The sequence below is a fragment of the Roseimicrobium gellanilyticum genome, from assembly GCF_003315205.1.
Classification (GTDB): domain Bacteria; phylum Verrucomicrobiota; class Verrucomicrobiia; order Verrucomicrobiales; family Verrucomicrobiaceae; genus Roseimicrobium; species Roseimicrobium gellanilyticum.
In genome coordinates, this window is record NZ_QNRR01000017.1 from 89,594 (window position 1) to 102,881 (window position 13,288).

The 13,288-nt window shown below is 58.9% G+C and carries 13 protein-coding genes; 12 read left to right on the forward strand and 1 reads right to left on the reverse strand.

Features of this window, described 5'->3' with window-relative positions; translation table 11 throughout:
- Positions 1-24: 24 nt before the first annotated feature.
- From DES53_RS29680 to DES53_RS29735, 12 genes are all read left to right on the forward strand, one after another.
- Positions 25-1,902: a hypothetical protein gene (locus tag DES53_RS29680; protein WP_113961968.1), complete on the forward strand. Its 1,878-nt coding sequence runs from the start codon at positions 25-27 to the stop codon at positions 1,900-1,902.
- A 6-nt stretch (positions 1,903-1,908) separates the two neighbouring features.
- Complete coding sequence (locus DES53_RS29685; RefSeq protein WP_113961969.1) at positions 1,909-2,472, forward strand: hypothetical protein; 564 nt, start codon at positions 1,909-1,911, stop codon at positions 2,470-2,472.
- A complete protein-coding gene (locus DES53_RS29690; protein WP_170157527.1) occupies positions 2,469-3,080 on the forward strand; it encodes a hypothetical protein in 612 nt (203 codons plus the stop codon). Before DES53_RS29685 ends, DES53_RS29690 begins: the two co-directional genes overlap by 4 nt.
- Entirely contained in the window at positions 3,077-5,146 is a 2,070-nt protein-coding gene (locus tag DES53_RS29695; protein ID WP_113961971.1) for a secretin N-terminal domain-containing protein, read from the forward strand. The genes DES53_RS29690 and DES53_RS29695 overlap by 4 nt, the downstream gene beginning before the upstream one ends.
- A 14-nt stretch (positions 5,147-5,160) precedes the next feature.
- A complete protein-coding gene (locus DES53_RS29700; protein WP_113961972.1) occupies positions 5,161-5,778 on the forward strand; it encodes a hypothetical protein in 618 nt (205 codons plus the stop codon).
- A complete protein-coding gene (locus DES53_RS29705; RefSeq protein WP_113961973.1) occupies positions 5,775-7,466 on the forward strand; it encodes a GspE/PulE family protein in 1,692 nt (563 codons plus the stop codon). Before DES53_RS29700 ends, DES53_RS29705 begins: the two co-directional genes overlap by 4 nt.
- Before the next feature lie 5 nt (positions 7,467-7,471).
- The gene (locus DES53_RS29710) at positions 7,472-8,686 is read left to right on the forward strand and encodes a type II secretion system F family protein (protein ID WP_113961974.1); all 1,215 of its coding nucleotides are present in this window, start codon (positions 7,472-7,474) and stop codon (positions 8,684-8,686) included.
- Between the two features lie 81 nt (positions 8,687-8,767).
- Complete coding sequence (locus DES53_RS29715) at positions 8,768-9,226, forward strand: hypothetical protein (RefSeq protein WP_211325735.1); 459 nt, start codon at positions 8,768-8,770, stop codon at positions 9,224-9,226.
- Positions 9,223-9,639, forward strand: a complete 417-nt coding sequence (locus DES53_RS29720; protein ID WP_113961976.1) for a type II secretion system protein — start codon at positions 9,223-9,225, stop codon at positions 9,637-9,639. The genes DES53_RS29715 and DES53_RS29720 overlap by 4 nt, the downstream gene beginning before the upstream one ends.
- A gap of 24 nt (positions 9,640-9,663) precedes the next feature.
- Positions 9,664-10,350, forward strand: coding sequence for an ATP-binding cassette domain-containing protein (locus DES53_RS29725; protein ID WP_113961977.1), 687 nt, complete (start codon positions 9,664-9,666; stop codon positions 10,348-10,350).
- A gap of 251 nt (positions 10,351-10,601) precedes the next feature.
- Entirely contained in the window at positions 10,602-11,126 is a 525-nt protein-coding gene (locus tag DES53_RS29730; protein ID WP_170157528.1) for an ABC transporter permease, read from the forward strand.
- Positions 11,102-12,097 (forward strand): hypothetical protein, encoded by a 996-nt coding sequence (locus DES53_RS29735; protein WP_113961979.1) that lies wholly within the window; start codon positions 11,102-11,104, stop codon positions 12,095-12,097. The genes DES53_RS29730 and DES53_RS29735 overlap by 25 nt, the downstream gene beginning before the upstream one ends.
- On the opposite strand, the gene DES53_RS29740 is transcribed toward DES53_RS29735, so the two are convergent.
- Complete coding sequence (locus tag DES53_RS29740) at positions 12,084-13,247, reverse strand: type IV pilus twitching motility protein PilT (RefSeq protein ID WP_113961980.1); 1,164 nt, start codon at positions 13,245-13,247, stop codon at positions 12,084-12,086. The genes DES53_RS29735 and DES53_RS29740 overlap by 14 nt on opposite strands.
- Between the last annotated feature and the right edge of the window lie 41 nt (positions 13,248-13,288).

The window sequence follows — 13,288 nt, forward strand, 5'->3', positions numbered from 1 at the left end:
CAACCCACTTCCACCTGAACTGCCGTGTCTACCATCACTGATCCGTATGATTTGAAGCCTGGCGAAGTTTATCGTCAGGCACGGACGGTGGCGTCCAAGACCAGCCGGGGAACGGATGGAAACTGGTATCGTGAGCCAGGGGATATCGCGTGCCAATGGCATATCTGGTTCGACGGCGGTCGTGAAGTGTGCTCCGCCACCTTCTCCCGCTCGGACAATTGCTGGCGGCAGGGTCCACCCCTGCCGCTGGCCGGTCTCACCACTGGTGAAGACGTCTTCTCGCTTCTCGGGGATCTTCTTTCCCCTACGTATTTTGGTCACAAGCCCAAAGCTCTTGGGGTCATCCTTCACGTTGCCGACGAGTTTTCGCTAACCGAAGTGTCAACCGCGAGCGATGGTGTCAGCGATGGTGGTGACGATTTCAATCTGCTGAGGTACAACCTCATCGATTCCCCCAAGGATTTCCTCGCCGACCGTGATGTCTCTACAGACACGGTTTCCTGGCGCTTGCTCCCTTTTTGGGGTGCCCCCACTGGTCAGCCCCGCAGCATCGCGGTGGCCATGCCGCGCTCCCGTGAAACTTTCTTGAGCAGACTGGTCGAGGGTGGCGAAGACTGGCGCATCCCCATCCGGGTTTCTGTGGCCAGCGCCCCCATGGAGGCCCTGGCGGCCTTGGCTCTCCTCAAGCCCGAAATACGCGGCGGCGGCCTGGTCGCCTTCCCCTATTTGAAATATACTGCCGTATTCGCACTCAATGCAGACGGCGATTTGCGCTCCGCACGCAGCCTTGCCCACCGTGGCGGCAATCCCATCCCTTCCAGTTTTGGGGACATCTTGTGGAACATGGCAGTCAGCGCCGAGCTTATTGCCAATGACGGAGCCGGACAGTTGCTGCCAAACCTGATCATTGCTTCTCCCAATAAGGGCACTCTGGCGGAGGCCACGCGGGAATTGGAGGTCTATTCCCTGAAGCGCCAGCGCATCGTCGCCCAGGTGCTGGACCTCAGCACCCATCCCACCACGGCAAGCCTCCCCGGTAATCGGCCCGAGTTTCTCCCCTACGATTCGGGAGCCTCGTCACAGGTCGGTTCCGCAGGTCCTCTTTCCAGGTCCGAAACGTTCCGCTCCTTGTGGGACGGATGGGCCACGCAGAATTTCTTCAACACGGCGAAGATCGACAACCTGTATCCGACGTTGGGCGACCTTCGCCTTCTTCGGTTCTCGTCCTGGTTTGTCGCACTCCTGGGGCTTACACTCCTGGCTCTGGGTGGATACGGCGTTTACGGCCTGTTCACTGCCATGCGGCACCCCTCTTGGGAGCTCACGGAGGCGCAGGTGCAAACGACCAAGACGCAGCATGAGAAACTCTTCGCTGAGCAGAAGCAGATTGATATCACTGAGAGCCTCATGAAGCCCCGTTCACTGGGCTGGACCAACTTGGAATTGTTGCTGCAGATGTTCCCGGAAGATTCGGGAGTACGCCTTGATGGATTCGAGTACGCGGTGAAGCCCCTCCAAAGTATCGGTGCCAAGAAACCTACAGGGCCTGCGGCTCCGGGAGGAATCCAAACCGTGGGGATGACACGCGAGTGGAGCTTCAAAGGTTTGGCCAAGGCGAAGACGCTCGACATTCTCAACGACCTCAACAGCCAGCGTGGATTGAACGCCTTTTTCGACCAGGTCGCCAAAGCCACAAATGATGCCAGCCTCGTCCCGGATCCTACCCGGCAAGTTCGTCTCACTCTCACTCAAAACCAGAATCCCAGATTCAACGTCACGGCCTCCGCGGGCGAAGCAGCCAAGGACCCTGCCCTGACCTACCCCTACTCCTTTGAGGCAGTCATCTCCCAGACCATCACCGAAAGGGATCCGCTCGCACTGCCAACCGGGAAGCCGTTTTGACCTATCATGAGTGTCTACACTAAACCCATTCTCCGATTCGGACTTTTTGTGCCGGCGGCGTTCAACGCCATGCTCCTCGCGGGCGTGGTCGCGGGGGTAAACAAACTTTCCACGGTCCGCGCAGAAAGAGAGGCCCGTTACGACGAGCAGACCAAGCGTCTGGCTGCCATGCAGCAACTCGAGTCGAAGATTGCTCCGCGACGCAAGGCGTTCGACGACCAGAAGAGGATTCTAACCTCCGACCCGGGACAAATCATGACCAGGGGTCTGGATGCCTCTCTTCCCAAATACACCGAGCTGGAACTGGTGAGAACAAGCCTCACTTTTCCCCAGGATCGCGGGCAACTCGGCCGCCAGCTCGAGTGCGACCTCAGCAAAGTCAAATGTACGTTCCAAGGCGGAATTGGGCCCATGCAGGAAACCCTTCTTCAGATTGAATCCGTGATGCCCAACGCGTTCCTGGAAGAAATCAAGCTCTCGCGCAAGAGTGACCTCCAGCAAAAGAAGCCGGATCACCTCGAAATCGAAACCACCTACACGTGCTGGAAGGCCGGGGAGGGTACACTGTGAAAACCTGGCCTTTTTACATTCTTGCCTTGGCGTCGATTGCCACTGTCAGCAACGCTGCTCCACCCGCTGCTCGCAACGCCCAACCTGGCCAGCCAAAGAAGCCGGCATTCGTTGGGGGAGAAGCCAACTGGCTCCCCAAGGTGAAGTCCCTTCCGACCGCCCAGGATATTGAAGCCACGGCGCAAAAACTGAGTTCACGCGTTCGCACCTTGGATCCGTTCAGTGTCTCCACCTTCCCCCGCGAAGAAGACGTGGCGGTGGTGGATGAAAACGAAAACCGTCCCACGGTCCGCCTCACGCTCAACCAGGCGCTGCAAACGCTGAAGCTCAACGGCGTCAATCTGGTCAACAAGGAGTTCCTTATCGGTGGACGCAATGTGTTTGAGGGGGACGTCATTGAACTCTCCTACAAGAACGAAATCTTCCAGGCTCTCTGCGTCGAAGTGAATGCGACCGAGATCGTCTTTCGGGACCTGCAACGGGGTGATGTCGGAATCATGCCACATAACATGATTCCCACGCTTCAACTCGAACCCATGCGCAAAGTGGCTTCCTCCCTGGAGTCGCGCTGGGCTCCCATGGAACCGGCAACACCTCCCAAGAAATGAACCTTCCTCTCAACATCTCCCTGAACCTGCTGGTCTGCTCCCTGGCCAGCTCAGTCCTCCACGGCCAGGCAGATATGCCTCTGCCGATGCCCAAGCACGATCCCCTGGTCGCCCTCACGCAGACGGACAAGACGTTGGCACTCGCTGAGACCACCTTGGTGCAGAACGTGAGCCCTGCTGCAGGGCCGGGAGCGAAGGCGGGGACCGATTCCGTCACTCCCCTGACCCCTCCGGCGCCACCCAGCTCCGCGGTATCCACGGACGCTCCGACGCCGATGCTGGCTGCAGCGACTCCAGGCTTGGAGAGCCCCTCTGCCACCCCCCTCCCTACGCTCCCCTCTGAAGGTTACTGGGTGGATGGCGCCCCCATCAACGACGTGCTTCAGTACCTGTGCCGCAAAGCCGGCTACCAGTACTTCTTCAACAACGAGCTGAACGGCCCGGAGTACATTGTCACAGGCCATCTTCAGCTTGATGATCCCGAGCGCCAGATCGAGGACCTCGCGGTCGCCTTCGGACTCGCCGTCTACCGTCAGGCCAAGACGCTCTATGTCATGAATGACCTGCAGCTCTCCAAGCTGCCGCTCGAAATCATGAGCTACCAGCTCAAATACCTGCGCGGCTCAAGCCCGAGCCGCGTGTCCGCCCAATCGTCTGCGCAGGCCAGCGGTGGCGAAGGTGGCGGCGGCATGTCCTCGGGCATGGCTGACTTTGAAAAGCTCAAGCTCATCATCCGCCCCCTTCTCACGAAGTCCGTGGGGCAGATTGAATTCGAGGAGAAAACCAACACGCTTCTGGTGACTGACAACAGCGTCAAGATCAAGCGCATCAAGGACCTTCTGGAAAAGATTGACCGTCCGAAGCAGCAGATCGCCGTCAATGTGCGCGTGCTTCGCGTCATCAACACCAAGGGCAAGAAGGTGGGCGTCGACTGGTCCACCACCCTTGGCGAAGGCCTCACCGTCTCTGCCAGCCAGAGCTTGAACGCCATGTTCAATCTGCCGGACACCAGCACCCTGACCAAGGCCAGCTCCACCTTGAAGGACTTTTCGAACAGTTTCAACAATCAGTCCACCACGACCGGAGGACCTGAAGGGACTTCCACCAGCTTCATCAACACTACCGCAGCAACCGGCAGCACTTCCAGCTCGAGCAGCAGTGACCATAGCAGCGTCTATGATGACGGTCCGGGCCTCGTCTTCGAGCCCCTGCAAGTCAACGCCATCATCCGCGCTCTTGAGGAGAACGGCATTGTCAGCCAGGAGTCCTGCCCGACCATCATCACTGAGGACAATGAGCAGGGTCTCATCTCCATCGTAGACCGCTTCCCAATCGTCACCTCCACCATCACGGAAACGACTGCGGGGCAGAACATCACCGAGGAACTCCGCTACAAGATTGACGAAGACGATCCCGACGCCATGGAAGAGCCGGAGAAGAGCCGCGAAATCGGCGTGACTCTCTCGGTCACTCCCACGCTGCTTCCAGATGGCACGGTGCGCATGAAGCTTCGTCCGCGTGTGGCCAAGATTGTGGAATTCATCAATGGCCAGACGGGCAACATCTATCCCCGTGTCAGTGAGTCGACCGCAGAAGCCATCAGTCGCATCCCAAGCGGCCAGTCGCTCATCCTGGGTGGATTCTATGACTACAGTGACTCCAAAAATGGCAACAATGTTCCCTTCCTGGGCAAGGTCCCCGGTCTGGGTTGGTTGTTCAAGTCCAAGGACAACAGCGTGGAAAAGGTGAGCCTTATCTTCGTCATCACACCGAGCGTGTATGATGCCTCCAGCCCGAACGCCATCCGTGGCATGAACCAGGAAATGCGCACGTACTCAAACTTCGAGGCGGCCCGCTTGGATGGAATGAGCGAGCGCTTCCTGCCCCCGCTGCCGGTGAGCTCGCCGCCCGCCGCCTACCAGACCCGTGAGACAGTGCGCACGCAGACGGTTTCCAAGCCCTCCGGCGCCCTGCCTGCGGAAGGCCCGCAAGCCGAACAGCCTAAGAAGAAGAACTGGTTCGGCCGCATATTCAGCAAAAATTCAAACGCAGGTACTACGCCCTAAGCCGACAATCTCCCATGTTCGCGCCCAAGGTCACAGATACAATCACTGGCATTTCATTCCTGCCGCCGGAACCGTCGTCAGGGTTGATGGCGGCGATCAATGTGCTGGAATCCATCGCAGCATGTTCAGTGAATCATCTGCAGCAGGGCGGCTACATGGCTGACACTGAAATCCACGGCCTGCTGCAGAGTTATCATGTGCATCTCACCAGCGGCGGCTCCTTGCCTGCTTGCCGTGACTTCCTGGCCTTCACAGCCCTGCATCAGGCCAGGAAGCACGCGGTGACGCCCGAAGGCGAAGTCTCCCGCATGCAGCGCGTGCTGCGCCAGCGCCTGCATGATGAAGTGCACTACTGGAGTGTGGGCATGATGCCGGGCCGCCCCAATTCGCTCTACGAATCCTGTCCCTCGCTTCGCGTAGCCTGTTCTCTTCTGGGCTGCCCCGCGGTTCTCTCCGGCGATGACAGCATCGTGCATGTTGCCTCGCTGAATCCCGTCTCCGCTCTTGTCGCCTCAGCGTGGATCCGCCACGAGATCACCCACGCCGGCAAGCAGGATCCTCCTTTTGTTTTCCCCTTCATCGTGGACCTCGCCACCTGGGAGTCTCTCCAGCAGCGCCACTTCTCCGCATGAACCTGAATCTCGGCATCGAATTCAATGAGACCATCCAGGCGCTCGTCCTGGAGGAACTCCGCAAAGTGTCCCCCTCGGACATGACGCTTTCGGACGAGGCATTGATTCGCAAATCCTCCAAGGCCCGCATCCTCGGTGCCGTGGGCAAAGCCTCCGGTCTTGCTGCCTTCCCACATGTGAAGGAGCTCGTGGATTCGGAGCTCGTGAGCTACTGCGATCCGGCAGCACTCTCTCGCGGACTCTTCGTCCCGCTTCGCCGGAGCGCGGAGCAGATCCTGCTCGCAGTCGCCAACCCCTGGGACTACCGCGCGGACGACTACTGCTCCGTGCGTTTCCCGGACGAGGAGATCCTCAAGGTAGTCACTCTGCCGGCGGAAATCTCCAGCGTCATTGAAGGCTCCTCTTCCTCGGCCGGCCCCAGCCGTGCTGATCTTGAGGCCTTGGAAGTCGACGAGTTCTCTCTGGACGTTCCTGACTTCGATGTCACACGCCAGTACGATGAACCAATCGCGCAGCTCGTCGCCAGCATGGTTTCGGATGCCATCAAGCAGCACGCTTCTGACATCCACATCAAAACGGAGAAGACCAGCATTGCCTATTCCTTCCGCGTCGATGGCGACATCGGCCCGAAGATTGATATGCCGGTCAAGCTGAAGGATCGTATCGATGCCTTTCTGCTGAATCTCATGCGTCTTCCTCCAGAAGATCGCAGTAAGCGCCCAGGGATCTCGGGTCGCTTCACCGCAAGTTATTACGGTCGCTCCGTTGGTGTACGTTATGAGCGCCACCGCACCTACCGCGGTTATCACGTCACCATGCGTCTCCTGGACAAGACGCACTTGGAAGCCCGCCTCGGCATGGGTACGCTGGCCTTCGACGAGGGCACGCTTTTCGAGCTGGAAAAGGCGATGGCCGTCCCTTCCGGAATCATCGTGATGTCCGGCCCCACGGGTTCTGGTAAATCCACGACGCTCAACGCCATGCTGCGTGAGCTCAATCGTCCGGAGGATAACATCCTCACGCTGGAAAACCCGGTGGAAGACGAAATCCCCGGCGTCACGCACTGCGACTTGCGAGATTCCTCGGAGTTCAAGCCGATGATCACGAGCTTCATGCGCTCTGACCCGGATATCATCCTCATGGGTGAAGTGCGCGACCGCGAGTCTGCCGAACTCGCCATCGAAGCAGCCATCACTGGTCACAAGGTGCTGACCACGATTCACACCCCGCGTGCTTCGCAAATCATCGAACGATTTGAGCAGTTGGGCATGGAGCGCTGGAAGATCGCCCAGACCCTCAAAGCCGCCTGCGCCCAGCGTCTTGTGAAACTGCTCTGCCCCTCCTGCCGCATCAAGATGGACGGAGTGCCGGAGAAAGACCGCCGTCTTTTCCACATGGAAGACTTCTGGGCGACCCAGCCTGTCTTCGAGCACAGCAAGGAAGGCTGCCAGGAGTGCAAGGGCAGGGGCTATTCAGGACGAACCGCGATCCTGGAGATCCTGCCCATCAGTCCCAAGGTGGGTGACAAGCTCGCCAAGGGCGAGATCACTCCGTATGAGCTCGAGCACGAGATCCGGAGGGAATACGGCCTCCCTTCTCTCCGCGATAACGGCTTCAAGCTCCTCCAGGCAGGGCGCACCGACCTGGCGGCGCTGCGCAAGGTTCTGGACCTCACTTACGACTGCTGATTCTCATGAACGTCTTTCAAGTAACTCTGCGCAACATCAAGCGCCCGGAAGTGGCGAAGATTATTGATGTCGAAGCACACAACCGCGAACAGGCTGCGATGCTTTCGGAGCGTGCCGGGTTCCGGGTGGCCCTGGTCAAGCCCATCCCGATGGGGGATCGCAAGCTCAAGGGAAAGAAGAACATCTCGCGCAAGGAACTTGTGAAGATGTTCCGCGCTCTGGCCTCGATGCTCAGAGCGAACATCAGCACGGCAGATGCGCTGATGTACTACGCCCAAGGCCTGCCCGATGCCTTGCTTCAGGGCTCGCTGATGAGCATCCGCAACAGGCTGGAGGCTGGTATGCCTGTGCATATCGCCTTTGCCAAGGAGCGCAAATTCGACACCACCATCATCACCATGATTGAGGCCGGTGCGGACGCCGGCAAACTCCACGAGGCCTTCACATCGATGGCTCGCAAGATTAAGGTGGAAATGGCCTTCTCGAGCAAGCTGCGCAACGCGCTCCTCGTCCCCTGTTTGGTCATCTTGTTCCAGATTGGTCTCTTCATCTGGTCGCAGATCAGCGTTGTTGCCCAGGTGGAGGACACCCTGAAAAGCATCAAACAGGAGCCGGACGCCCTTTCCAAGGTCATCTTCTCCTTCAGCCATGTCGTGAGAGCCACATGGCCCTTCTTCATCATCGCCCTGACCGCGTTCATCGTGGGGCTGTTCCGCTCTCCCAATCTTCGCCAGACGCTGCTGAACTTCGGGATGGAAAAGTGGCGCCTGCTCAAGAAGCTTGTGATGGGGCTGCGTCAGACCGCCTACATCGGCACGCTTCAAATGCTCTACGCCAATGGAATCAACCTTGCCCGTGCGTCCATGCTGGCTGCCAAGGTGGTGCAGGGCACACCCACGTACGCTCCGCTGGTCGAGGCCAGCCAGATTTATGAGGGCTCTGGCCTTCCCTTTGCGGAAGCTCTCAAAAAGAGACCCATCCTCGACCCACAAGTGATGCACATGATCAGCATCGGCGAGCGCTCAGCCTCCCTTCCGGAGCAGCTGGAGATGCTCCGCGACATCTATGAGGAAGACACCGCCCAGGTGATGAGTGACTTCACCCAAATCATCAACGTGATCACCTTGATGTGCGCCATGTTCCTCATTGGCCTTGTATTCGCAGGCGCGATGCTCCCCATCATGCTCATGGGACCGAAGATGATGCAGTCGGGCATGTAACAAATCCCTCACCATTCCAACAACATGCGCTTGCGTCCCAGGTTTCCCCTTGCCGTACTTCTGTGCAGCCTCTTCTTTGCCGTGGCGCTGCCCCTCCCATTCCTCGGCGCACAGACAACAGCGGCGCCTGCCGCCAAGCCAAAGGTGAAGATGGTGCCTCGTGCCCTGCCCGGCATGGGTCCTCGCACCCAGTCGGGCCCGACGTCCGAAGACATCCAGGATGCAGAGTCCAATGCTCGCAGCAAAGTCCCCCTTTTCCGCCCGGCAGCTGTAAGGCCCACAGGCAATTCTCAGGTACAGGTGCCCAGCGCTTCAGCATCCGTCAATCAAGACCCTGACCGGGCTCGCATCGTGCTCATTCGCCGCAAGGGAACCTTCCCCATCCCGCAATCTTCGGCCTCTGAAGCACCGGTGTTGGTGAATGACTCCACCTCCCGCCCTGTTTCCGCAGAGCCAGTGCCAGCGGCGCTTCCTCCCGGCAAAATTCGGGTCATTCCCAAGGAGTCAATCAAACTTGGCACCCCTGCCTCCCACCCATGAAGATACCCTCCCGTCTCCCACGTGTCTGGACGCGCGCGCATGGTTTCACCCTCATCGAAATCAGCCTGGTGATTGGTCTCATGCTGGCACTCATCACTATTGGTGGGTTCAGCTACTCCATGGTGCAGGATTGGAACAAGGGGAAAACTGCCTCCCTTGCTCTGCAGGCAGTCTACTCCGCTCAGCGCAGCTACCTTGCGGATCGTCCCACGGCCAACATCGCCACCGTACCACCTGCGGATCTGGTGCCCTATCTGCCAACCGGCTGGACGGCCATCCCGACCATGTCCGGATTGAAAGGGGAAAGCTTGGTGTTGGACACCAAGGTGATGCCACCCGCGTTTAAGGCCGGATCGTCAAATTACGATCCTTCCCAAACTCAAAAAGATGGTCTATGGGATATTGGCAGCTAGGCCGTCCCGTTTTATTCCATTTTCATGGCATCAGATCCCGCCCCCAGCATCGACATTGAGCCCGGCACGCGATTTGGCTATCAAAGCGGCCCCATCTGGAAGAAAAAGTCCAAGGTACTGGTGGAGGCTGGCGAAAAAGTCCGGGTAGGACCAGGCCTCCACCTCTTTGTGGCGCCCAATGGCGCCGGCAAGACGACCCTCATCCGATCCCTCGCGGGCCTTCTCCAACCGATCTCCGGCTGCCTTTCGGTGAACGGAACCGTGCACTATTTCGCGGATGAATTGCGGATGGATCCTGAGCTCAAGCCCAAGGCTCTCTTCCGCTCCGTGCTGGGCTCCGAGGCTCGAGAACACGCCATGAAGCTTGCCGACACGCTGAAACTCAGCGTCACCACCCCGATAAGCAAGCTCTCCAGAGGCAACCGTCAGAAGACCATTCTCATCCTCGCTGAATCCCAGCTCCAGCAGGTAAAGCGCAGCGTCCTTCTCATGGATGAGCCCCTGTCCGGACTGGACGCCGAAACGCGGGAGCAGGTGGTTGACCTGTGGGCGAAGTCGAGCACTCAAGTGGTTCGTCTCGTCATCATGCATGAGCTTGAAAGCGTCCACCACGCGGACAGTCTTTTCACCATTCATTCCGGCGCTCTCCGCCATACCTCTACCAAGTCCGGCTCCTCCTGGATGGACACCTACCATTCCCTGCAAAAATGACATCAAACCGCACCTGGCCGCTCTTCAGGCTCAGCACTACGGGAATTCTTGTTCGTGGAAGCTGCTGGCTACTTCTGTTACTTGGAGTCCTTTTTGCATGGCTCGCTCCCCTGCTGACTCCATGGGAGGAAAAACCGGTAATCCTGCAGCCCGCGCGCGCCCAGGCAGCCTGGTCATTCGCCTGGCTCGCGCTTTTCACGTGGCTCCCTTTCCAGGCAGCCGCCTTGGGTCACCGCATTCGAAAGCAAGGCATGCTCGAGCATCTCCAAGCCGCTGGCCAGCATCGTTACAACCTCTGCCTGCAGCTCAATGCCAGCATCTTCGTTTGGGTGGCCGCCGTGGCAATTCTGGCGATGATCGTCTGCCTCGGCTTTTGCATGCCCAAATCCGAAGCCGACGCGAGGGATTGGTCCGTGCTCGTTCTTCAGTACTCCACGCTCTACCTTCTTGCGGCCATTCCCCTGGTTGTCCTCGCTGTAACCCTGGGCACGCGCACGCATGAAATCATTGCTTTCATGGTCCCAGTCGCGTTGTTGTTTTTGGGATTGTTTGGCGGCATCTGGCTGGGGCCTTTCCTCGCACAAGATGACAGCTTGATAGGCACACTCCTCTGGGTGGTGATGCCCCACTATCATCTTGCAGATCTCACGCCGCGTCTGGTGTTCAAGATGGGGCCGTTGCCCACGGCCGACTTTTTCAGAACCGCTGGCGTGCTGGCCCTCGAGGGTGCGGTTTTCACCTTGCTCGGCCTATGCGCTTTCCGAACACGCTCCTGATCGGTCTTGCCGCCCTTGTGCTCTGGGGTGCCTCTCGCGTAGCGGCTCCTCCGACGCCGAAAACGCTGGAGGAGGTTCCTACGCTCGCCATTCCAGGCAGCGGCTTCGGAAGCTTGGCCGCACGCACCATGCGTCTCTCGCTCTATGCTTACTGGCACAGTGGTGAGGCCTATCAGGCGCCGCCCGCCACACCAACGCCCCCCCAGGCTCCGGCCGCAAACACCCCACCGCCACCACCACCACCGACACCGGGCGTTTTTTCCCGCCGTCGCCTTGGAGCTACGGCTCCTGCAGATCCCGCGGCGCAGCCCGCTCCCGCGGCGCAGCCCCCTCCCGATACTGCCCATGCCTCCGCCGCTCCAGAGCCGGCGTCTGACCTCAGCGCGAATGACCCACCGCTCGTCCGCGCCGCAAGCTGGCTCAGGAGCCTGGAAAAACGGCGAACCCAGAGGAAAGATCGAGCCCCCTTTTCGCCAGGCCACGCCCACTACCTCAACGCGGCGACCGGCTGGCGCCTGCGTCTCGCGTATAATCTGGATCCCGGCGATCCTGTTCTGTACGAAATCCTGCATCACCACATTCTCACCACATCACAAGACGTCGCCCAGGCACGCATGCGCTCGCAACTTGTGACTGAACAGGCGCTGGCACACGCTCACTCCAGCCAGGCGGGGATGTCAGATGCCCTCACCGGGCTCGGGGCAGCAATCAATGCTTTCAACGAAACGGTTCTCGCTGCGCAGCCAGGAAAACCCGAGCACGCCCAAATCCTGGCAAACTGGGAGGACATCACGCTATGCCAACGGAGCTTTCGCGAACGTCGGGCTGCTGCTGAGCAGGAGGGATGGTGGATGAACATTCCCATCCACCGTCGTGCAGAAATTGATGACTACGCCAAGTTCTTGGATCGACTCACCGGGCACCTTCAGGTGTATCTTGAAAGGAGCGGCATCGAGGTCAGCCACCGATAAGGTTGGTGCTGAACACTTGCTCGGAGATCATTCCTTCGCGGTACAACTGCATCATGGAGCTGTCCCAACGCAGGTTGCCCTTGTAGCGCAACGCGTCCGCCAGTGATGTGGCGTTGCCGTCATAAGCACGAATACCCGCACCGACGGTGTCACTGGTATTCTGCAGGTACTCGGTGACCAGAACGCGTCCCTGGAATCCTGTCAGCAGACCTTGGGAAAGGACAAATGTGAGCGTTTCACCAAGTCGATTCAACACACCGGGTTGCTGGTCCTTCGGGAAGAACTCCAGAATACGGTCAATGGTCTTCACGGCACCGCGAGTGTGCAGGGTCGAAAGCACAAAGTGACCTGTCTGGGCCGCTTCGATGCAGGTTTCCATCGTCTCCCGGTCTCGAATTTCCCCCAGCAGAATGATGTTGGGCGTCTTACGCAGCACTTCCTTGAGACCGGTTTGGTAAGAGAGCGTGTGCTTGCCGACTTCCTGCTGTGTCACCAGCGCCGGCGCCGGAATCATGAGGCCAGGATTATTGGGGTCCGCCATATCACGGTCGTAGCGGTATTCGATCGGGTCTTCAACCGTGACGATGTGCTTCTGGAAATGTCTCCGCACCCAGTCCAACAACGCAGCGAGGGTGGTGGATTTGCCGGAGCCAGTGGGACCGGTGATCAGACCCAAACCGAAGCGGCGCTGCACCAGCTCGCGCAAACTGTCGGAAATCATCGGCTCGATGCCAAGTGTCTCGAGCTGTGAAATCTTCCCACGCAGCCAGCGAGTGGTAAGCCCAAGGCCGGTTTCGCTGAGGTGCATCTGCACACGCATACGGACTGGCGCGCCCAACGCACCATTGTCGCAACTGAAGTCGATGACGCGCTTCGTGCGGATCTTTTCCCACATCTTCTCCACCGAACCGTGGCCGTCCGAATCTGACCAGAGTTCAACATTCTGATTCAGGAACAGGGCCTCTGCGATCTGCGAGACCGTTTCCGCCGGCATGATGCCGAACGATTCCGCAATCTCGATGCCTCTATTCGTATGCACATAGATCAGACTGTTCGTACGGATCTGCACGTCCGAGATCTCACGATCCGGATACGTGGCAGCGATCATGCCCAGAAAGTTATGTACAGGAGAGGAAGGGGCGGCGCTCATTCAGGGAATATAGCAGTAGGCACAATGGATTGGAACATCCT